23 protein-coding genes and 3 pseudogenes are annotated in these 18,644 nt (G+C 65.8%); 11 read left to right on the forward strand and 15 right to left on the reverse strand.

Translation table 11 applies throughout. From position 1 onward, the window contains the following. Nucleotides 1-3: 3 nt before the first annotated feature. Genes AB0L91_RS28870 through AB0L91_RS28880 form a run of 3 tightly spaced genes read right to left on the reverse strand, consistent with a single transcriptional unit; the run spans nucleotide 4 to nucleotide 1,491 of the window. Complete coding sequence (locus tag AB0L91_RS28870) at nucleotides 4-408, reverse strand: arsenate reductase ArsC (protein WP_365015495.1); 405 nt, start codon at nucleotides 406-408, stop codon at nucleotides 4-6. Next, nucleotides 317-1,117, reverse strand: coding sequence for an MIP/aquaporin family protein (locus tag AB0L91_RS28875; RefSeq protein ID WP_365015497.1), 801 nt, complete (start codon nucleotides 1,115-1,117; stop codon nucleotides 317-319). The genes AB0L91_RS28870 and AB0L91_RS28875 overlap by 92 nt, the downstream gene beginning before the upstream one ends. Beyond that, nucleotides 1,114-1,491, reverse strand: coding sequence for a metalloregulator ArsR/SmtB family transcription factor (locus tag AB0L91_RS28880; RefSeq protein WP_365015499.1), 378 nt, complete (start codon nucleotides 1,489-1,491; stop codon nucleotides 1,114-1,116). Before AB0L91_RS28880 ends, AB0L91_RS28875 begins: the two co-directional genes overlap by 4 nt. Before the next feature lie 152 nt (nucleotides 1,492-1,643). Here AB0L91_RS28880 and AB0L91_RS28885 point away from each other — a divergent pair, with 152 nt between their 5' ends. The 6 genes and pseudogenes from AB0L91_RS28885 to AB0L91_RS28910 all read left to right on the forward strand — a co-directional run bounded on the left by AB0L91_RS28885 (nucleotide 1,644) and on the right by AB0L91_RS28910 (nucleotide 4,303). Further along, on the forward strand, nucleotides 1,644-1,988 hold the full coding sequence (locus tag AB0L91_RS28885; RefSeq protein WP_365015501.1) for a hypothetical protein: 345 nt from the start codon (nucleotides 1,644-1,646) through the stop codon (nucleotides 1,986-1,988). Then, nucleotides 1,985-2,442: pseudogene (locus tag AB0L91_RS28890) on the forward strand (MerR family transcriptional regulator). The gene AB0L91_RS28885 and the pseudogene AB0L91_RS28890 overlap by 4 nt, the downstream one beginning before the upstream one ends. Next, entirely contained in the window at nucleotides 2,432-2,734 is a 303-nt protein-coding gene (locus AB0L91_RS28895; RefSeq protein ID WP_365015503.1) for a hypothetical protein, read from the forward strand. The pseudogene AB0L91_RS28890 and the gene AB0L91_RS28895 overlap by 11 nt, the downstream one beginning before the upstream one ends. Before the next feature lie 22 nt (nucleotides 2,735-2,756). Further along, nucleotides 2,757-3,092 carry a YnfA family protein gene (locus AB0L91_RS28900; RefSeq protein WP_365015504.1) on the forward strand — a complete coding sequence of 112 codons (336 nt, stop codon included), beginning with the start codon at nucleotides 2,757-2,759 and terminating at the stop codon, nucleotides 3,090-3,092. A 154-nt stretch (nucleotides 3,093-3,246) separates the two neighbouring features. After that, nucleotides 3,247-3,837 (forward strand): hypothetical protein, encoded by a 591-nt coding sequence (locus AB0L91_RS28905; protein ID WP_365015505.1) that lies wholly within the window; start codon nucleotides 3,247-3,249, stop codon nucleotides 3,835-3,837. Between the two features lie 211 nt (nucleotides 3,838-4,048). Beyond that, nucleotides 4,049-4,303, forward strand: a complete 255-nt coding sequence (locus tag AB0L91_RS28910) for a hypothetical protein (protein ID WP_365015507.1) — start codon at nucleotides 4,049-4,051, stop codon at nucleotides 4,301-4,303. Between the two features lie 267 nt (nucleotides 4,304-4,570). On the opposite strand, the gene AB0L91_RS28915 is transcribed toward AB0L91_RS28910, so the two are convergent. The 3 genes from AB0L91_RS28915 to AB0L91_RS28925 all read right to left on the reverse strand — a co-directional run bounded on the left by AB0L91_RS28915 (nucleotide 4,571) and on the right by AB0L91_RS28925 (nucleotide 5,637). Further along, nucleotides 4,571-4,711: a hypothetical protein gene (locus tag AB0L91_RS28915; protein WP_365015509.1), complete on the reverse strand. Its 141-nt coding sequence runs from the start codon at nucleotides 4,709-4,711 to the stop codon at nucleotides 4,571-4,573. A gap of 2 nt (nucleotides 4,712-4,713) precedes the next feature. Continuing rightward, complete coding sequence (locus AB0L91_RS28920; protein WP_365015511.1) at nucleotides 4,714-4,896, reverse strand: hypothetical protein; 183 nt, start codon at nucleotides 4,894-4,896, stop codon at nucleotides 4,714-4,716. Nucleotides 4,897-5,445: 549 nt separating this feature from the next. Next, the gene (locus AB0L91_RS28925; protein ID WP_357158154.1) at nucleotides 5,446-5,637 is read right to left on the reverse strand and encodes a DUF305 domain-containing protein; all 192 of its coding nucleotides are present in this window, start codon (nucleotides 5,635-5,637) and stop codon (nucleotides 5,446-5,448) included. Between the two features lie 184 nt (nucleotides 5,638-5,821). Between AB0L91_RS28925 and AB0L91_RS28930 the strand changes: the two genes are divergently transcribed. Continuing rightward, entirely contained in the window at nucleotides 5,822-6,091 is a 270-nt protein-coding gene (locus tag AB0L91_RS28930) for a hypothetical protein (protein WP_365015512.1), read from the forward strand. Between the two features lie 11 nt (nucleotides 6,092-6,102). Here AB0L91_RS28930 and AB0L91_RS28935 read toward each other — a convergent pair. Further along, nucleotides 6,103-6,399, reverse strand: a pseudogene (locus tag AB0L91_RS28935) (hypothetical protein); the annotation flags it as partial. On the opposite strand from AB0L91_RS28935, the gene AB0L91_RS28940 reads away from it, so the two are divergent. After that, nucleotides 6,376-6,504 carry a hypothetical protein gene (locus AB0L91_RS28940; RefSeq protein ID WP_365015974.1) on the forward strand — a complete coding sequence of 43 codons (129 nt, stop codon included), beginning with the start codon at nucleotides 6,376-6,378 and terminating at the stop codon, nucleotides 6,502-6,504. The pseudogene AB0L91_RS28935 and the gene AB0L91_RS28940 overlap by 24 nt on opposite strands. Before the next feature lie 76 nt (nucleotides 6,505-6,580). On the opposite strand, the gene AB0L91_RS28945 is transcribed toward AB0L91_RS28940, so the two are convergent. The 3 genes from AB0L91_RS28945 to AB0L91_RS28955 all read right to left on the reverse strand — a co-directional run bounded on the left by AB0L91_RS28945 (nucleotide 6,581) and on the right by AB0L91_RS28955 (nucleotide 8,691). Beyond that, nucleotides 6,581-6,895, reverse strand: coding sequence for a hypothetical protein (locus tag AB0L91_RS28945; RefSeq protein ID WP_365015514.1), 315 nt, complete (start codon nucleotides 6,893-6,895; stop codon nucleotides 6,581-6,583). Nucleotides 6,896-6,936: 41 nt separating this feature from the next. Further along, nucleotides 6,937-8,043 carry a hypothetical protein gene (locus tag AB0L91_RS28950; protein WP_365015516.1) on the reverse strand — a complete coding sequence of 369 codons (1,107 nt, stop codon included), beginning with the start codon at nucleotides 8,041-8,043 and terminating at the stop codon, nucleotides 6,937-6,939. Nucleotides 8,044-8,172: 129 nt separating this feature from the next. Then, nucleotides 8,173-8,691, reverse strand: coding sequence for a hypothetical protein (locus AB0L91_RS28955; RefSeq protein WP_365015518.1), 519 nt, complete (start codon nucleotides 8,689-8,691; stop codon nucleotides 8,173-8,175). Nucleotides 8,692-8,949: 258 nt separating this feature from the next. Here AB0L91_RS28955 and AB0L91_RS28960 point away from each other — a divergent pair, with 258 nt between their 5' ends. Then, nucleotides 8,950-9,132 (forward strand): hypothetical protein, encoded by a 183-nt coding sequence (locus tag AB0L91_RS28960; protein WP_365015520.1) that lies wholly within the window; start codon nucleotides 8,950-8,952, stop codon nucleotides 9,130-9,132. Nucleotides 9,133-9,363: 231 nt separating this feature from the next. Further along, nucleotides 9,364-10,299, forward strand: a complete 936-nt coding sequence (locus tag AB0L91_RS28965) for a hypothetical protein (RefSeq protein WP_365015522.1) — start codon at nucleotides 9,364-9,366, stop codon at nucleotides 10,297-10,299. A gap of 237 nt (nucleotides 10,300-10,536) precedes the next feature. Here the strand turns inward: AB0L91_RS28965 and AB0L91_RS28970 are convergent, their stop codons facing one another. The 3 genes from AB0L91_RS28970 to AB0L91_RS28980 all read right to left on the reverse strand — a co-directional run bounded on the left by AB0L91_RS28970 (nucleotide 10,537) and on the right by AB0L91_RS28980 (nucleotide 13,848). Continuing rightward, entirely contained in the window at nucleotides 10,537-11,142 is a 606-nt protein-coding gene (locus AB0L91_RS28970; RefSeq protein WP_365015524.1) for a recombinase family protein, read from the reverse strand. A gap of 121 nt (nucleotides 11,143-11,263) precedes the next feature. Further along, nucleotides 11,264-13,351: a tetratricopeptide repeat protein gene (locus tag AB0L91_RS28975; RefSeq protein ID WP_365015525.1), complete on the reverse strand. Its 2,088-nt coding sequence runs from the start codon at nucleotides 13,349-13,351 to the stop codon at nucleotides 11,264-11,266. Nucleotides 13,352-13,422: 71 nt separating this feature from the next. Next, nucleotides 13,423-13,848, reverse strand: coding sequence for a hypothetical protein (locus AB0L91_RS28980; RefSeq protein ID WP_365015526.1), 426 nt, complete (start codon nucleotides 13,846-13,848; stop codon nucleotides 13,423-13,425). A gap of 589 nt (nucleotides 13,849-14,437) precedes the next feature. On the opposite strand from AB0L91_RS28980, the gene AB0L91_RS28985 reads away from it, so the two are divergent. Then, nucleotides 14,438-16,588, forward strand: a complete 2,151-nt coding sequence (locus AB0L91_RS28985; RefSeq protein ID WP_365015528.1) for a hypothetical protein — start codon at nucleotides 14,438-14,440, stop codon at nucleotides 16,586-16,588. Nucleotides 16,589-16,739: 151 nt separating this feature from the next. On the opposite strand, the pseudogene AB0L91_RS28990 reads toward AB0L91_RS28985, so the two are convergent. Continuing rightward, nucleotides 16,740-16,946, reverse strand: a pseudogene (locus AB0L91_RS28990) (hypothetical protein); the annotation flags it as partial. Nucleotides 16,947-17,055: 109 nt separating this feature from the next. Beyond that, nucleotides 17,056-18,123: a tyrosine-type recombinase/integrase gene (locus AB0L91_RS28995; RefSeq protein ID WP_365015529.1), complete on the reverse strand. Its 1,068-nt coding sequence runs from the start codon at nucleotides 18,121-18,123 to the stop codon at nucleotides 17,056-17,058. Nucleotides 18,124-18,644: the final 521 nt, after the last annotated feature.

Raw genomic sequence — 18,644 nt, forward strand, 5'->3', positions numbered from 1 at the left:
GTGCTACGCCGGGATCAATTCCGCGATGAGCTTCTCGATACGCGTACGGATTTCGTCGCGGATCGGGCGGACGTCCTCGACACCCTTGCCCGCCGGATCCTCCAGCTGCCAGTCGCGATAGTCGACGCCGGGGAAGTACGGGCACGCGTCACCGCACCCCATGGTGATCACGACCGTGGAGGTTTCGACCGCGTCCGGGGTGAGGATCTTGGGCGCCTGGCTGGTGATGTCGATGCCGACTTCGGCCATCGCCTCGACCGCGGCGGGGTTGAGGGCGGCGCCGGGAGCGCTGCCCGCGGACCGCACTTCGATGGCGTCACCGGCGAGGTGGGTCAGGAAGCCTTGTGCCATCTGGGATCGTCCGGCGTTGTGGACGCAGACGAACAGCACGCTGGGCTTGGTCGACACGGGGTGTCCTTTCACGGGGTGGTGATGTCGAGGGAGGCGAACCGGGATACAGCACCACGATCAACGCCAGGCCCAGTGCCGCACCGACGAATTGGGCGACGATGAATCCGGGGGCGGACATGGGTGCGATTCCGGCGAACGTGTCGGAGAAGACGCGGCCGATGGTGACCGCGGGATTGGCGAAACTGGTGGAACTGGTGAACCAGTACGCCGCACCGATATACGCCGCGACCGCCGCCGCGGACAGGGCCGCCCGGCCGCTGCGGGCCAGCGCGAAGATCACCGCGATCAGTCCGGCGGTGGCGACGACCTCGCCGACCAGGTGGCCGGTGGTGATCCGGTCGTGGGTGGAGATCTGCCAGGCGTCCAGGTCGAACATGATGTTGGCCAGCACGGCGCCGCCGACCGCGCCGCCGATCTGCGCGATCGCGTAGGCGAGAGCGTCGATGAAGTCCAGGCCGGTGCCGTGACGGCGTCCGAGCAGCCAATCCGCCAGGGACACCACGGGATTGAAGTGCGCGCCGGACACCGGCCCGAAGACCAGGATCAGCACGCCGAGGCCGAAGACGGTCGCGGTGGAGTTGGCCAGCAACTGCACGGCGACATCGTCGGTGAGCTGCTGGGCGGCGATACCCGAGCCGACCACGACCGTGACCAGCGCGGCCGTGCCAACGAACTCGGCCAGGAGCCGACGTCGAATATCGGTCACCGCGCGTCCGCCGGGACGGTCGTGACATCGAGCAGCTGCGCCAGGGGAGCCAGCGCGCGCGGTTCGATCCGGTAGTAGACCCACGACCCACGCCGCTCACTCGACAGCAGCCCGGCCTCGCGCAGCACCTTGAGATGGTGGGAGATGGTGGGCTGGCTCACCTCGAACCCGGCGGACAGCTCACACACGCAGGCTTCGCCGCCGCCGCGGCTGGCGACCAGGCTGAGCAGTCGCAACCGCACCGGATCCGACAGCGCCTTGAATGTCGCCGCCAGTTCGGCGGCGGATTCGGCGGACAGCGGTTCCCGGGTCAGCGGCGTGACCTCACACGGGGAAGCGTCTTGCGGCTGACAGGACGAGAGCGGTTTCGACACCCATCGATATTGACGAATGTCGAATCAGTTGACAAGCAAACAGTGGGTGAACGCACCCCGGGGGCGATCGGCGGGCCGAAGGCTCGCATACGCCGGAAGAACCGGAATCAGCACTTGCATCCTGTACCCGGGTACAGGCTTACCGTGGATTCATGACGATCTCACCAGGTTCGGGGGACTGGGTGCCGGCCGCGTGCACCCTGCCCACCGCCGAGCAACCGATCCGGATAGCCGAGTTCGACCGGTTCTTCGCCGAGTCGGTACGCGGCTCGAACCGGACCGACCCGACGCGGCTGGAACTGGTCCTGGACGTCGGCGCCGAAGCCGTCGCCCGGGATCTCGCCGCCCGGGAGTCGAGCTGCTGCTCGTTCTTCACCTTCGACTTCGACATCACCGACACCGGCGTGGTGCTGCGCATCGGCGTCCCGGTCGCCTATGTCGAGGTACTCGACGCGTTCGCCGCCCGCGTCGCCGCCGCGAACGGGGCCCAGCGATGACACCCGGCCTGCGCACCAGCGAGCTCGCCGCGGCCGCCGGTGTGAACGCGCAGACCCTGCGCTACTACGAACGCCGCGGATTGCTGGCCGAACCGGACCGCTCCCTGGGCGGGCACGCCTGTACCCGGAGCAGGCCGTCACCGTGGTGCGGGTCATCAAGGCGGCCCAACGCCTCGGGTTCACCCTCGACGAGGTCGCCGAGCTACTGGCCGCCACCCAGCTCGGCACCCGGCGCCACCGCGCTGATACCGGGCTCCAGGCCCGCGCGGCACAGAAACTGGCCGAGGTCGACGCGAAACTCGCCGACCTGACCGCGGTCCGCGACACCCTGCGCGCAGCGCTCGCGGCGGGCTGCGACGACCTGGTCGCCTGCAGCGAAACCCCCACGTGCCCGGTCCCGTTCGACGACGGCATCCACGCCTCGAGATCCGGCGGTGGTGGCTGTGCCTGCTGAACCGAACACCGAGACACGGCGCTGGTGGGCACCGATCGGTGCGGGAGCACTGCTGTGCATCGGGTGCTGCCTGGCCCCGATCCTGATCGCGGCCGGGATTCTCGGCGGCGGCACCGTGCTGGTCAGTGTGTCCTGGCTCGAGCCGCTCGGCTTCGCGCTGATCGCGATCGGGGTGGCCGGGCTCATCTGGTCCCGCGCGCGGGCGCGGCGCAACAAATGCGGCACCGGAGCGACAGCGGGGTCGTGCGCGGGCTCGGCGTGTGGTTGCTCCGCCACAGTCGCTACCCGGTGACCCGGACATTTAGGCTCGGCCGATGACCGTGGTGCGCTCGATCCTGCTGTTCGTCCTGGCCGCGCTCGCCGAAATCGGCGGCGCCTGGCTGGTCTGGCAGGGCGTTCGCGAACACCGTGGCTGGGCCTGGATCGGTGCCGGTGTGGTCGCCCTCGGCGTCTACGGATTCGTCGCGACACTGCAGCCCGACGCCAATTTCGGTCGTATCCTCGCCGCCTACGGTGGAGTTTTCGTGGCCGGATCGCTGTTGTGGGGCATGGCGCTCGACGGATTCCGGCCCGACCGATGGGACGTCATCGGCGCGATGATCTGTCTGATCGGCGTCGCGGTCATCATGTATGCCCCACGTCCCGCTTGAATATTCAATGACTTGATCCGCATTCGGAACCGGCATAGCGCGGCACCGAGACACAGGCGCTTGCGGATTGGTACTCCGCTGTCAATGTGAAATAGATCATAAAAGTTGCCATTAAGACGGTAGAGCTATTACTAATAGCTCGGTCGACATTCGATTGGTCCGGGTTGGGGGGCACAACGTCGAGAGGGATTACTCAATGTTCATGCGCTCAACTCGCCTTTTTCTTCTCGGTGCACTGCCGGTGGTTGTGGCGGTCACCTTCGCCGGTAACGGTGTCGCGTCGGCGGACGCCTTCGCCGACCAGCAGGCTCAGCCGGCCATCGCGACGGTCATCCCGGGTGGCGGCGTCGCGACCGCCATCGCCGAGTTCTCGTTCGGAACCGCGACCCCGGTAAGCGCGGAGATTTCGCAGGACACTGAGCTTTCCGGCGACAGCGCTGTCTCGGAGGCGATCGATCCCGAGGTCGCTCCCGTCGTTTCGGACGTGATCGAGACCCAGCTGCACGAGGTGGCGACCAATCCCACCGCCGAGAACTCCGACCCGGTGGTCAACGGCGCTCTCGCCGGCGCCGGCATCGGTGCGCTCGCCACCCTGGTCAACTGCCTTCCGTCCGTGGTCCTGCTCGGCGTCGGCTACCCGATCTGCCTCATCCTCGGCACGATCCCCCATGCGATCGTCGGTGCCATCATCGGTGGCGTCGTCGGCCACGTGAACCCCGAGGCCGTTCCCCAGGTCCTGCCCTGAGCGATCGGGCAGGCAGATAACTGCCCCCGGCTCGCGGACTCCCGGTGCTGCTGCGGTGAAAACCGCAGTCTCGCCGGGAGTCTCGCTGTTTCGGGGCCCGAGCGCGTCCTTCTCGAGAGTTGTTGCCTCACAGTGCCTGATTGTTGATCGTGTGAGTACGAAACGGTCGAAGTTTCCAGGCGGGAGCCCCAGGCGGACTAGCGTCGCGCTGGTGGCAGAACAAGATCGAGCTCAGGTGGTTCGGGTTGTCCGCGCAGTGCAGCGGATGAACCTGACGATCGACAACCGGTTCGCTCTCATCGAGCCGGATCCGGCCGGGGTCGAGCTGGCGACAGTGGATGAGGGCGAGGGTCCTGTCGAGTTCGATCTGTTCGCCGTGAAGCTGTCCAGCGGTGAGATTCACCGCGACCTCACGGACTTGGAAGCGCTCGACCTCGCGAGATGGTGGTGTTCGCTGCACAGCTGATTGGTCGGCGTTCGGCGGGATTCTTCGGCCTGTGCACTTCTCCGCCATCGAATTCGTCGGACCTCCGCCCGATCGAGGTCGGCCAGGCAGTGGCCTTCGACGTAATTCAGGCGCCGCAAGGTCCGACCTGCTCGGCGAAGGTGCCCAAGGGGATGCCGGACCAGGACACGCTTTACCGCTGCGGAATCCGGGGATGAACCAGCCGCGCTGGACTTCCTCACTCCGGTGGCCATTTCGATCTACTGCGAAGCGCAGCACGAGCTGGTGTCAGGTGTGGAGTTCGCTCTGGAGCAGCCCGCAGCGGCGGCGCTTGCGGACCGGGACCCGGAAGAACCCGGCACGTGTCACCAGGACGGGTCCGTCGGTCGTGGCGCGCACGAGGATCAGGCGATCCTCCGGGCGCGACACCGTCAGCCGGGTGGCCAGTCGAGTACTGAGAGGATCGTGCGGTCGGTGACGCGTCCCGCATCGCCGACAATCGAGATGCCGTAGACGATGTCAGGGTCGGCGGTGCGGGGGATGGCCAGCACCGGCAAGGGGCCATGGATGCGTTCCTGAAGGGGTGTCTGGGGCGGGATGATCGGCTCGATCACCGGCACTCACCACCCCCGCTGCCGGGAGTGTCGAGCAGGGCGGAAAGTGGCAGATCTGCCACCTGTGATTTGTGTTCCCGCAGGTCGGTGACGTGCAAGGTCGTTCTCCTCCGTGTGCGAGTGCACTCGAACACGCTGGAGCCCCGAAAGTGGCACGTATGCCACCGATCTGTGCGCGAGAGGGGACTCGCATACAGATTTCGGATCAAAGCTTCGGAAATGTGTGATCGAGAGCGATCGAATACATATCGCGAAGCTGGTGCGCACCAATCATATACGAGCTGCTGCTTCGGTACTGCACCCTCGGCGGGCACATCGAAGAAGGGAACGCGGGCGACCTGCGAATCTGCTCTGGCCGACTAGTAATCGAGGCGGATATCGCGCTGAGCTGAGAAGACGCGGTGTTCTAGGGTCGAGGTTCCCGGCAATCCGGAGGACTTCTGACTGATCCGAAACTCGCAGGCGCCGGATCGATCGCCGAGAGCGCTGAGGTGGTGGCGCTATCGGCGATCGGATTCCGGGGTCTGCTCGGTGCCGGTGTCTCTCCGGCTAGGGGTAGGGCAGCGGTGTCGCGCCGAGGGTGTCGAGCAGCATCGACATGGTGCCGATCTCCTGGCGTTGTTCCTGGATCATGCCCCGGGCGGTTTCCTTGACCGGGCCCGAGGCCAGTTGCTGGTCCAGGGCCCCGGCCATGGTGACACCGCCTTGGTGGTGACGCACCATCAACTGCAGGAACAGCACTTCGGCGTCGCGCCCGCGGGCCTCGGCGAGTTCGGCCAGCTCGCCATGCCCGGCATCTGGGCATCATCCGTCCCCCACGGTGGAGGTGGGGCCATGGGCGGCGGGGGAGTCGGTGCCGGAGTGCATCCATGCCATCGGCTCGGTGTTGGTCGGTGCGGCACCGACGAGTTGGAGCCATCCGAGCATGGTCCCGATCTCGATGCGCTGGGCGGAGTCGATCTGCCGCCAGGCGCCGCACGACCGGGTCGACACCGGAGTCGAGTCGCTGGACGAGGACCAATGCTTGCTGATGGTGGTGCTGGTTCATGTCCTGGGCGAATCCGATCTCGAGGTCCGAGAGCGTGATTCCGGACGGTCCCGCGTCGTCGACGATCAGGGGGCGCAGTGTGGCACCGGCGGCGAGCAGCGCCAGCATCGAGACCGCGACGATGCCGTGAACACTGTGGCGGAGTAGGCGATGCATGCTCAACCCTGCCCGATCGTGGAGTTCTGGTCCGCGGGTGGGGAGTAGACGTCGTTGTCCAGTTGCAGCGCCATGAACCCGTTGTCGGCGCACGTCGTCCACAGTTGGGTTCCACGCCACTCCGGCGGGGAGAAGCACCAGTCCGAGGACAGGTCGCCGAAGGCTACGTGCAGGGTCCGCGGGTTGAGCAATACGCTCGGGTCGAACTGGCCTTCCAGGATCGATCGCGCGGCGGCGCTCGACAGGCCCGGCACGCCGATCAGCGACGCGAGCGCGTGGGGCGAGTTGGTGAGCTGCAGGGTGAGGAGACCTCGATCCCCGAGCTGGAAACGGTCGACCTGACTCTGCGCCAGGTGACCAGCGCATCCACCGACCTCGACGACGACAGCCCGACCGCGGCCTGACCCTCCGCGCGTGAGCTGGTGGCCCGGCGTAGGCAGAGCTGGCAGCTCACGACCAGGATGGCTGACGCCGGGTCGGCTACAGCGCGCCGAGCACGGCAATCTCTTCGGTGGATCGCTTGGTAACCAGGAGAACCAGGTGCCAATAGGCATGGGATTGCGTGTCGATCCAGTCGCTGGCGTTGGTGACCTCGAGCAGCACGCCGCGAAGCGCGGCCCGCGCCGCGTCGGTCGTCTCGGATACGGGGGATTCGGCGCCGTTGAACTCGCGCATTCTCGCTGCCCGGATGGTGGCCGCCCAGCCGATCTGTGCGGGGGTGCCGGTGAGCTCCGGCCATCCCGCCCGGCGGGCTGAATCGAGGTTCGCGGTGTTGACGGCATCGTGCGCGCTCATACCGCGATGGTGCACCGGCGGGCCGACAGCTCCCACGGCGATCACGACCTCGACGGCAGGTCGACGCCGATCACCACCGCCCGGGCCGGGTCGCGATCGGCGGCATTGACCAGGATCGGGTGCATCCACCGCACGTCTGCCACCTGCTTGTCTTTTGGGCCGGTCCAGTAGGTGTGCCAGTGCGCTTTGCGGATATGAGCGCGAACGTGGGATCCAGTGCCGCTGTTCGCGGTTGCCGCGGCTGCCTGGCCGGCCGCGTGGAGCTTGGGGGCGATGTCGAACCCCACGTCGATCACAGTGCTGGGTTTCGATCCTTGGCGACGCTTCTTCTTTTCGGCCGCGACGGTGGTGCGGGCGCCGATGTCGGATTGGCCGCTGCACAGGTAGAGCAGCATGCTGACCGCGAGGCGGAAGGCGTTTCGCTGCGCGCCGTTCTCGCGTGCTTCGGGGTCGGTGGTGGCTATGAAACGGCCGGCGGTGTCGATCATCTCGTCGACGGTGTAGCGGTCGCCGAGGCACGGAATCCGGACGCTGTACTCCCGGAACTCTGGCTCGCTCTGGCCGGTGTAGCGGAAGCGGCCGACCAGCGCGACGTTCAGCAGGCACAGGTCGGGATCGGTCGTCGAGCACATCGTGAGACTGCGGCTCAGCCCCGTCACCAGCATGCCCACGTAGACCGCTGGTTCGGCCAGCTTTCCGGAGCTCGCGCCGTGAGGCGCGGGGATCGGCGTTGGGAAGGCGACGAAGGGGTCCGGATGGGGTAGCCGGGTGAACACCTCGCACGGGATGGAGGAGTTGGGGTCGGTATCGGCGAGGCTGACCGCCAGTTCCGGGTGCACTCGGTAGACGACGCGAGTCCGCTGCCACACCTTGAGGCATTCAATTCCGAGGATGATGATCATTGCCTGGTCCACGGCCTCGAGCCCGTTCGGGCCGAGTGAGCTGGCGAGCATGTTCTTGTACTCGACGCCGTAGTCGTGCTTCCAGAGCATGGGAGTGACGCGATCGAAGAGCCGCGCGACCGATTGGCTCTCGCGCATGGACGCGATCCATGCCCGCTGTCCCTTCTCGTAGGCATCCGCGAGCGCCGCTGCCTGCTTCGCTGTCAGAACACCCGGGCTCGAACTGTCGGTATCAGGGAAAGCCATCTACGAATCACACCATCCCCCAGTGACACTGGAGGGTGGTGCTGAAGGAATGGGCCCGTCGAGCGGTGGGGAACCGATCCGGTCTTAGACCGGCCGCGACGTCACGTCGCCGATCTCCCGTTGGGGTGGTTAGAACAGCGGCTCGTCGGAGGGGGCAGGCACAGGCGCGGTTCCCCAGGGGTCAGGGTCTGCGGCCGCCCGCCCAGCTTCCCGTGCCCGCCGTTCCGCTTCCGCCTCGGCTTCCAACCGGGCCTTCACATCTCGGGTCCGCGGCAGCGGGACCACCGTCCCATACCTGGCCAACCGGTAGTGCCGGTGAAGCTCCTCGCGATGAGATCGAGGCGGTTCCCATCCGTTGAAGCCAGGGTTTTCGTCTTCGTCGGATTCGACGTCGTCCGGGTCCACGTTGGCGAGCTCGCACAGCGCTAGGAAGATCACTTCCACGGTCTCCCACTGCGGGAGAGTTATCGCGCCCATGGTGCGGCGGACCGTCTCGTGGTTGGCCGTGCCCTTCCACTGGTCCTCATCCAACGCTTCGATGGCATCGGCGATGTCCCTCATCGACGGGTCGCCGGCGGCCATGTGGAACCACCACAGCATGTCGATCAGGCGCTGGCTGTCCGTGGGCACACTGGTTGGCTTGGACATCCGTCGCGGCATGGTCGGCTCCTCCTCATCGACCAGATAAGACTACGTATGCCTCTCTTTGACTGCCATTGACCACGCTTCGACTGGCTTCAACTCCCGCGCATTCGCCCACCGCATCAGTTCGACTTCTGTTGAATACCACCCAAATCCGCAGGTCAGCATTGGTGTATGGCGTCAACGAACGCCAGCTGCCCCCAGAACAAGGGTGGCCGGAACTATCGCCCCTCCAGGGCGACAGGACTTGCGGAGGTGATCGAGATGATCGACGACGTCGATCAGCAATGGCATCAGGTGCTGTCTGAACGGAACAGGCTGCGCGGTGATCTGGAAGCGCTGATCGACGCACAGCGGAGGTACCACGACGATCATCATCCCGAGGCTGCACGATGGTGTGAGGCAGAGCCATGCCGAGTGCTGTCCCGTCTCCGCGATGTGTCGTGAACGATCCGCTCCCCTACAGCGAACGCGGTGACAGTGGTGCCGCTTCACGCGGACATCTGGGCGGCCGGGCATGGATTCGGCCAGAATCGAGCTATGTCTGGGAGGGTGAGCGCCGCTGGCACACAGGCGCATACGAGAAGAGCTGCGCTCCGCGCGCGGTTGAGCAAGAACTCCCGCGCGGCGCTCGGCCGCCGCGCGGGCCATCGGATGCGGGAAGGCACTATCGGTCAAGTGAGTACACCGGAGATGGAGGCAGCCTTCGCGGCCCTCTTCAGGCAACCTGCCCAAACGCGGATCGTAGAACGTGCCACGCGCGCCGCCGAGTTCCGTCAGTGGGCGGTGACGTTGACAGAGCCCCCTCAAGGAAGCTCGCTGCAGCTCGACGATGACGGTTTCCTGCAGGAGATCGGGACGGCTAAACCGGTAGCTCGGTATGCCAGGTTCCCGACCTCGGCAGCGTCTGAGCACCTGGCAGCCGCCGAGGTGCTCGTTTCTGATTGGTTCAACGGCGCGGTCCCTCCGCCAGCGATGTCGAGATCCTGGCCGTCTTCGGTGCTGGTGATGTGCAGGTCTGCAATGGAATCCGCTGCGCGCACGATATGGCTGCTCGGTGATCCCGACAGGGAGGTTCGCCGACAGCGGTGTGCGGCTGAGGCGTCTAGCGAGCTGGGGGAGATGCTGAAGTGGGCCGGGCAGGACCACGAAGCGAGCGTGGCTAGCGGCCGCGATGTGGCGACATTTGAAGCCTCGGCAGCCAAATTGAAGACGGCGATCGCGAAGGCAAAAGAGGCTAGCGGCACAGTCAAGGTGCCCGGCTTCACGGCGATGACGGTTGCTGGTGCTGCATGGATCGACGCCAATCCACCAAAGCACGCTCGCGAGCTACTCGACGACAAGCCCTTTGGGCTTCTGATGAAGGCCTGGTACTCGGCCGGTTCGAGCTTCACCCATGGCTACAGCTGGACGCTGAATGTCATCGACACACAAGAAGAGCTGTACGGGTTGGTCGCTGATCTGCTCATGACCGCAGTACTGATGACAGAAACCGCGGTCTCGTTGTTCGAGGCCCAGATGCTGGTTCCTGGCGAGCAGTGGCAGAACGACCACCTTCCGGCTCGGCTGCGCCCGACCATCACCGAGTGGGCACCTCGATTCTGGGACGCATAGCAGTCTCACGCGGATAGAAGAGCTACGCGAAAGGCCCCGCCGATCGGGCGGGGCCTTTCTGACCGGGCAGCTGGGCCCTGAGGTCACAGCGATGCTCTACCAACTGAGCTACACCCCCCTGTGTGGAGGTGACGGGACTCGAACCCGCGACCTTCGCAGTTGCCCCGACTGTACACCGGGCCACCGACAAACGAGATCGAAGGCCGCTCACGCTGGCTCGGCCGACGCCGCAGGCTCCTACGAGGCCTTAACTTCGCCGTGCACCACAGCCAGGCTGACCCCGACGCCACGGGAGATCTCACGCAAAGACTGACCTTCGGCATGACGGGCCAGGATCGCGCGGCGCTTGTCAGCATCGACCACCCGCGGCCGTCCACCCTTTCGTCCGCGGCGAGCTGCGGCGTCCAGGCCGTTGCGGGTCTTGCGGGCGATGTCGCGGCGCCGGTCCTCGGCCAGCGCAAGCGCCAGGTCCAGGTCCAGGATCAGGCTGCGTTCGGTGTGCTCCCCGGCCGCGATCCCGTGCAGCACCTTCACCTGGATCCCCTGCTGGAACAGATCGTTGAGCACGATCAGCCCCTCGAGCAGGTTGCGGCCGAGCCGGTCGGCCTCCTGCACGGTCAGCAGGTCGCCGGGGCGCAGGTAGTCGAGGGCGGCTCGAAGGCCAGGCCGGTCGGCGACCTTGATGGTGCCGCTGACCTTCTCCTCGAACACCTTCACGCAGATCGGGTCGAGGTCGTCGTGCTGGCGCGCGGTCTCCTGTTTGCTCGTGCTGACCCGAACCGAACCACCAACGCCATGAAAACCCCTCCGCCCGTTCAGGAAACGTGTTCGAGAACCGGGCATGAGCCTACCTGTATCCGAACGGGTTTCCGAACACCTGCCCCTGCGAGTCCGTCGACGATGCCCGGCCGCGGCGGGGGTGTTCGGTAAACGTTCGATTTCCGAACAGAAGATGGTCGGGCCATCACTCTCTGTCGCGATCAGCGAGCAGGATGTCGAGTTTGTTCATCGCGTCGCTGTCCCCGGCCTCGGCGGCCTTGCGGAACCAGATTTCGGCCTCGACCAGATCACCACGCTGTTGAAACAGGACCCCGAGCACGAGCATCGCGGTGCTTTCACCGGCCTCGGCGGCCTTGCGGAACCAGATTTCGGCCTCGACCAGATCACCATGGTGTTGAAGAAGCACGGCCCCGAGCATGAGCATCGCGCCGCTGTCCCCAGCTTCGATGGCCTTGCGGAACCAGATTTCGGCCTCAACCAGATCACCACGCTGTTGAAACAGGACCCCGAGCATGAGCATCGCGGTGTTATCACCAGCCTCGATTGCCTTGCGAGACCAGGTTTCGGCCTCGACCAGATCACCACGCTGTTGAAGCAGGACCCCGAGCATGAACATCGCGGTGTTATTACCGGCCTCGGCGGCCTTGCGGAACCAGATTTCGGCCTCGACCAGATCACCACGCCGTTGAAGCAGGGACCCGAGCATGAGCATCGCGGTGTCTTCACCGGCCTCGGCGCCCTTGCGGAACCAGGTTTCGGCCTCGACCAGATCACCACGCCGTTGAAACAGAATTCCGAGATGGTTCATCGCGCCGCTGATCCCAGCTTCGATGGCCTTGCGGAACCAGGTTTCGGCCTCAACCAGATCACCACGCTGTTGAAGCAGGACCCCGAGCATGAGCATCGCGGTGTTATCACCAGCCTCGATTGCCTTGCGAGACCAGGTTTCGGCCTCAACCAGATCACCACGCTGTTGAAGCAGGACCCCGAGCATGAGCATCGCGCCGCTGATCCCGGCCTCAGCGGGTTTACGGAACAGTATTGTCGCGGCGGGTGTGTTGTCGCGGCGGTATGCAGCGATACCGACGACGAGCAAGGTGTTGATGTCGCAGTCGTGGGTGGCGTCGTGCCAGTAGGTTTCGGGGATGGGACGTGGTGTTCGGTGGTCTTGTCCGTCGTCGGCGGCGGTGAGGTAATCGAAGGCCCGATAGCCACGGGTGTCGTCGTCAAGGAAGCTGGCGTGCAGCGCGGCGGTGCGGCCGGCGCCGGGGGGTGGTGTGCGTGCTGTCTTGATCGCGGCACGCAGATCGGCGGTGGTGGTGTCGAGATGGGCATGGGTCGTGCGGAGTTCGCGTAAAGCGAGGTCGATGAGGACGGGGGCGGGGATCGGTTCGGTGCGTCCGATGCGGGCCCAGTCCACCGCGACCGCGATCACTGTGTACAGCGCGGGGTCGCCGGCGCGAGCATCGTCATAGCGAGCCAGCAGTTCCGGCGCCCCGGCCAATCCCTCGCCCAGCCCGTACCGATCTCCGCCATAACCGGGATACGCACGGTCGGCGGCCGCACGTTCGTCAGCGTCGGCGCTCGTGGAGGCCAGATCGATGGTCACAGCCTGCTCGAGCAGCATCCGGGTGTCCTGCCCCAGCTCACCACCACCGCGTAACTGGGCGCGCATCTCCGAACGCAACGTCGCCACCACCACCGTCGGCCCCGGCCGCGCCGCGAACCGGGCCAGCACGGACGGTGTCAGCCCGATTGCGCCGGTCAGGTATTCGTGCAGATCGTCGAACCACACCACCAGCGGGTCGGTGCTGGTGGCGATCCGTGGATGGGCGGCGAGCTCACCGACCCCGTCACGGACCGGCCACACCACCCGCGCCCCGGGATCGTGCGCGCGGACGGCCTCGAACAGAGTGCGGGTCTTACCAGCTTTCGAAGGCCCGACCACGACCACCAGGCGCACACCGGTCAGAGCGTGGGCCAGACGGGTGTCGACGTCGTGGGCAGTTCGGGGAAGGTAGCCGTCACGCATCCCGTACTCGCCCGAACGGCCGAACACCGAACTCGTCGACCCCAGCCGATACGGGTCGAGGTCGGCGATCGTGGGCAGGTCCTCGCTCCCGTAGACCCGCACCAACTCCCGCATCGACCGCGCTGGCCGCGAAGCTTCCGGTGCGAAAGTCATCATCACCGAACCGGCACCGGTCTGGATACCGCCGACTCGACCACCCGCGGCGTTGACCGCCGCCGCGCCCTCACCCGACGCGGTCACCGGCACCACAGGCGGTGGAGGCGTGGGCGGCGGCGAAGCGACCGCCTTACCTTTCGACCCGAACCACCACTTCACGCCGAGGGCTGCCCGCCACGCTGACCGCTGGAGATGTCACCCGCGGTGCCGCTGATCGCGACCGACCCCGCACCCGACGCGGTCACCGAACCCGGCACGGGTGCTACCGGCGGCGCCTGCCCGGCCGACGGCGACGGTGTTCCGGGCGAGGTCGCGGCACCGGTGGTATCGACGTTGCCGACCATGCCGTGTGCGGCCACCGCTCCCACACCGGACGCGGTCACCGAAGGCGCGCTGTCCGGCGTCGATTGGCGTTGGTACAGCCACAACGACGTGCCGCACCCCACCATGGTCAATACCGCGACCACGACCCATAGCCACCACGGTCCGCCACCGGTGGCCAGATTCACCACCACCGCCAATCCGGTGCTCACCACCGCACCCGCGACCGCGGGCGCGGCCACCTTCACCCACGACGCCATGCCTACCTCCCACCCGGAACCGGTTGCCGGGATTACACACCCGACGATCACATCATCATCGATCCCCGCGACCCACCACACTGTTACGGCGGCAGGCCACAGCAACCGGGCAACCTGACCAGGACCCGACCGCCGCACCGTCGACCAACAGCCCAGTGGCAGAGCAGCCCGGGACTGTTCGGTAAACGGTCGTTTTCCGAACGCTTGAGCGGAAGCACCGCACCGACGGTGGACGGAGCCTGGCACGCAGAGGCCGCCGCATCAGCGAGCTCTTAGGCGGACGCAAGTCACGCGATCGACACGGCGCAGACCGTCCCCAGGCCCGTCCGAAACGCGGACCGGCCACACGCGGGCCTGCGCAACTTATCGTTGCCCCGGATCGGCGGTCGAACGTCTCATGGGGCGGTCTGACGTTATTACCCATCCAATCGGATACGCCCTGGCAGAGTCGCCTGGCAGCAGCCAGTCGCAGGGTGCAAGCCCAGCACGACGCTTGTCGGTGGTGGTTGCTAGCGTTGCTGCTGTGATCAGGCGGTTCTACCCGCGGGCATGCAAACATCTCGAGTCGGCGCGAGCGCGGGATTCGGAGATGGCCGCACTCTGGAAGTCGCTCCTCGATGGGCGGTTCTTCGACGACGAGGTCGTGATCGACCCCGACCACACCGGGCGAATCGTCATCTATGCGGACTGGCCGACTGATAGCCGAATGCGGCTGACCGCGCTGTTCCGCCAGTGCGTCGACGAGCTTTGGGGATGTCTGGATTCGCTGGTGGCCGAGTCGGTCGAACAGTTCAGCGTCCTACATCGTCCTCGAAACCCACAGCAGGCCCGGTATTTTCCCATTGCCGACTCGGCCGAAGGACTGGAGGCGTTGCTGGCCGAGTCCTGCCTCGACGGCGTTCCCATGCGTCAGGTCCAGCTGGTACGTGATTGCCAACCTTTTCTCGGGCCATCCGAACACGCGATAGTCGGCAGGTTTCGCATAGCGCTGCGTCAGCTTCTGGAATGGGACCACCTCTTGGAAGCGGGTTCTCAACTCGGCGCCTGGGTTACGCCGGTTTCGCCTGAACTCCGGACCCAAAACCTGGTGATGGTCGCCGATTTCACTGTTTCCGAACCTGGCGAATTGGTCGATGAGCGCGTAGTCGCTACCTTCCGGCTCGAGAACTACGACTCGGTCGACAGCGTGGCGGCCCGGTCCCGAACGATCATCGACCTGTGCCTGCCAGAGGGATTCTCACCTGCCGACCGCGACGACACCTTTCACCAGCGGCTCAACGAGGTCTTCGACGTCGTCAAGTATGTCTGCGCCTACTTTGCGCATCTGTCCGACGAGGTCCAACGCCCCCGACAAGTCCTGCTTGGATCAATCGCGCGAACACTAGCAAGCTGGTACGACGCAACACAGTCACCTCGACAGTGGAGTGCCGAAGAGCTGACATCGGTCGCGGAATCAGACTTCGGTGTGGGACGGGTCGCCAACGAAACCGATGGCCTGGTCCTTATAGTCGACACGGGCGATGGAACTTTCGAGCGCGTCATTCCGCGGGTTTCACCGGTTCGTGACCATCCACAGATCGGAATCGCCGCCGAAGCAGCCATACGCGATGCCGCAGCCACCTGGGGACTACCCGACTTCGTGACGGTGCCCAGCGTGGAACGCAAAGGGAAGGGCGTCCGCGAAATCAGTGACGGCCTGCTCGTCGTAGGCAAACGCGGGGTCATCGTCCAGTCCAAAGCCCGCGAGACCGAGCCGGGTTCGCGTGAGCGAGAAAAGTCATGGATCGACAAGAAGATTCGGGAAGCCGCTGGCCAAGTCAAGGGCACCGCCCGGCGGCTGTTGCGTGAAGAGACCCAGATGAAGAACGGTCGCGGACGTACCGTTCGAATCGACGGTCCTGTCATCGACTGGGTCGGTGTCGTCGTTATCGAACACCCGGCTCCGCCGTCAGATCATCCCGTGCCTGGCGTCGACTGCACGGTTCCCGTGATCGTGTTGCTGCGGCGCGACTGGGAGTTTCTATTCGACCAGCTTCGTTCGACCTCCGCGGTGGTCAGCTACCTGCATCGTGTAGGTGAGTCGGCTGAGATCCTCGGAACCGAGCCCGAAAGGTACTACGAATTCGCGCGGGCAGATCGAGACGCGGCACCGACCAGCGTCGATCCACAGCTGGTCGGACCGGGCGTACGGAAGTCGCTCCCATTGCTGCCGACAGCCCCTGCGGGCAGCGACGACGACGAAGCGCACGGCATGGTGCGCATCATGCTGGAGGACATCGCCACCAGCGCATCCGACGCGGACCGCATCGACGTTCTACAAGACGTCCTCGCCTCGATCGATAGTCTGCCGGTCGGCCACCGCACGGAACTAGGCCAGCTTCTGCGCGATGAGCTGGCAGCCGCCCGAGCCGTTGCTGACGGCGCGATTAGCTGGAGATCTCGGATCTTCGCAGGCATGCCCGACGAGGCTCAACTCGGTTTCGCAGTTTGTTCCGAACTGACCGAGGAAACACGCGCCAGATTCAGGGCCTGGCTGGAGCTTCGTCATCACGAGCGATGCGAGCGACTCAGCACCTACGAGCTGATCTCAATCGGCGTCCTGCTCACGCCGCGTACCGACGGTTACCGCGAGTGGGACACCACAATGAGTGCAATACACGGCGATCTCGAGCTCACCGAGGATGAATTGCGCCTGTACCGGTCGGTGTGGAATTCCCAAGACACCGACAGCGCGAGCTAGATAGAGCTGGTGGTAGGTGCACGGCAGCCCCCGACAGTGTCCACCGCCTGCGCCTATTCGACCTATGCCTACTGCACCACCTCGGCGCCCAACCAGAGTTCGTCTCGGGGTGTAGCTCAGGCGTATTTGATCCGAGCTAGACCCCAAGGGATCAGCACCCGATGCGGCCTCCGTTCTTCTTCCACGCGGCCACGGCCGACGGGCGCGGCTGGGCGGGGCCACCCTCGGGCCAGTGCGAGGTCGGCTTGTCCGGCGTGGCGGAGTCGGACTCGCCGGGGTGCTGCACGCAGACCGCCACGCGGTTCTCCTGGATGATCGGGCCGCGGGTTTCGGCGCTGATCGGCACGGTCAGGAACTGCGAACGTATGCGCCTGGTCCGCGACGAGATCACTACCCGCGTCGCGTCACGCACCTCGCCGAGCAGATCCGAACCGGGGTGACGGTCTCGTCCTGAGCGACGGCTGTGCTCAGCGGCGTCGAGCGCGGGGCCGGTCCGGAAGCGGTAGAGGCGGCAGCACCGGCGGGGTTGTCGACTGGCCCTCGGCCAGCGGATGAACCTCGCCGGTGAGCGCCGACAGCGCACCCGCGACTTCGTGGACGCTGGCCCGAACATAGGTCAACGTTGCCCCACCGGGGGTGTACTGGATTGCATGCGCGGCATACGCCCGAGCGACAGCGAAGCCGAAGTTCCGTTCCACCCAGGTCAACACCGTGTGCCGCAGCCAATGCGTACTGATCTGCTGTGTCGCCACCCACGGCAGCTCACGCCCCGCTCGCATCCACAGGTGGTCATACCGACGGCGGGAGATCGGGCGGCCGTGCCGGTAGCGCAACAACTGCTCACCCGGCGCGGCGCCCCGATCGCACTGGGCGGTGAGCATCGCCAGCAATGTCGACGAGACCGGCTGCCAATGAACCGTGCCGCCTTTCCCGCGTAGCTTCACCAGCCGCTGCCCTGCATCCAGGTCCGAGGGCCGCAGCGCAAGCGCGCTACCGGTGCGGCACGCGGTCTCGAGGTGCAGGCGCAGCAGCAGCGCGTCCAGTTCGGTGTCATCACCGGTTGTGGTCACCGCCTCGATGATCGCGCCGAGGCGATCGGCCGTGATAGCGCCGCGTGGGCTCGGAAGCCGGCGCGGCTTCGCCAGCTCCGTGGCCGCGTTGACCGTTTGGACATAGCCGTCGCTGGCAGCGTAGCGGTACAGGTATCGCAGTGCACCGACCATGTGTTCGGCAGCTGACCGACCGTCGCGGGAGTTGCGGCGGTACACCGCTCGCGCGCGGGTCTCCTCGACCAATGCCTGCATCTCCAGCGTCGTCGGGTCGTCGATGGGCCGCGAACCCCAGTCCTCGCGCAGTCGTTGCCAATACGGCCGGTAGGTCCGCAACGTTCCCGCTCGGACTGTCGGGATGATGCGGGCGATGTACTCGTCGAATGTCGGGACCGGTCCGGGATTCGATCTGGATACAAGGTCTTCGGCCTGCACGCCGAGCTGTTCGAGCAGCCGTCGCGCGATGTCGTGCGGAGACTCGGTCATCGCCGACTCCGGACCACTCGACGGATTCCGCCGCGGTCGCCGTTCCTCACGGCCGAGCCGGGATCGAGAAGAGCATGAACGAACATCGGACATCCTTTCTGCCCGATCAACGGCTCTTCCACAATCCAGTAGACCTGAACTCGACCGCTCGCGCCACCAACCCTCCGAGGTCGCCGACGTCGCTGGCCGGTAATACGCACGCGCACTGCTGAATTGCCGTCGCCGATCATCGGCCGCCGCACCTGGATCGGCTCCGACCGCAATTCCGCTTCGCCCCGGCATCAATCGAAGACGTGCATCACACCACCCGCCCAACACCCCGCTGCACCGCCCCACGCAGCCCAAACACCACCACCACTCTCACGCCACCTCCCCATCCAAAATCCACTCTCCGCCCCCTCGAAAAACGATCAGACATCTTGCATCTCAGGGTTCTTCGGGGTTCTCAGGGCCGCAGGCCGGACACAATTCGATTACGGCCGGTGTAGATAGTTGTCCAGAGTTGTCCAAAGTTGTCCTGA

Source organism: Nocardia sp. NPDC051833, from assembly GCF_040681225.1.
Classification (GTDB): domain Bacteria; phylum Actinomycetota; class Actinomycetes; order Mycobacteriales; family Mycobacteriaceae; genus Nocardia.

Bases quoted from the DNA above. Each gene is read 5' to 3' on its own strand.
- AB0L91_RS28885 (WP_365015501.1), top strand. From the start codon at position 1,644: ATGACGATCTCACCAGGTTCGGGGGACTGGGTGCCGGCCGCGTGCACC.
- AB0L91_RS28900 (WP_365015504.1), top strand. From the start codon at position 2,757: ATGACCGTGGTGCGCTCGATCCTGCTGTTCGTCCTGGCCGCGCTCGCC.
- AB0L91_RS28930 (WP_365015512.1), top strand. From the start codon at position 5,822: ATGGTCCCGATCTCGATGCGCTGGGCGGAGTCGATCTGCCGCCAGGCG.
- AB0L91_RS28945 (WP_365015514.1), bottom strand. From the start codon at position 6,895: ATGAGCGCGCACGATGCCGTCAACACCGCGAACCTCGATTCAGCCCGC.
- AB0L91_RS28950 (WP_365015516.1), bottom strand. From the start codon at position 8,043: ATGGCTTTCCCTGATACCGACAGTTCGAGCCCGGGTGTTCTGACAGCG.
- AB0L91_RS28955 (WP_365015518.1), bottom strand. From the start codon at position 8,691: ATGTCCAAGCCAACCAGTGTGCCCACGGACAGCCAGCGCCTGATCGAC.
- AB0L91_RS28960 (WP_365015520.1), top strand. From the start codon at position 8,950: ATGATCGACGACGTCGATCAGCAATGGCATCAGGTGCTGTCTGAACGG.
- AB0L91_RS28970 (WP_365015524.1), bottom strand. From the start codon at position 11,142: ATGCCCGGTTCTCGAACACGTTTCCTGAACGGGCGGAGGGGTTTTCAT.
- AB0L91_RS28980 (WP_365015526.1), bottom strand. From the start codon at position 13,848: ATGGCGTCGTGGGTGAAGGTGGCCGCGCCCGCGGTCGCGGGTGCGGTG.
- AB0L91_RS28985 (WP_365015528.1), top strand. From the start codon at position 14,438: ATGGCCGCACTCTGGAAGTCGCTCCTCGATGGGCGGTTCTTCGACGAC.
- AB0L91_RS28995 (WP_365015529.1), bottom strand. From the start codon at position 18,123: ATGACCGAGTCTCCGCACGACATCGCGCGACGGCTGCTCGAACAGCTC.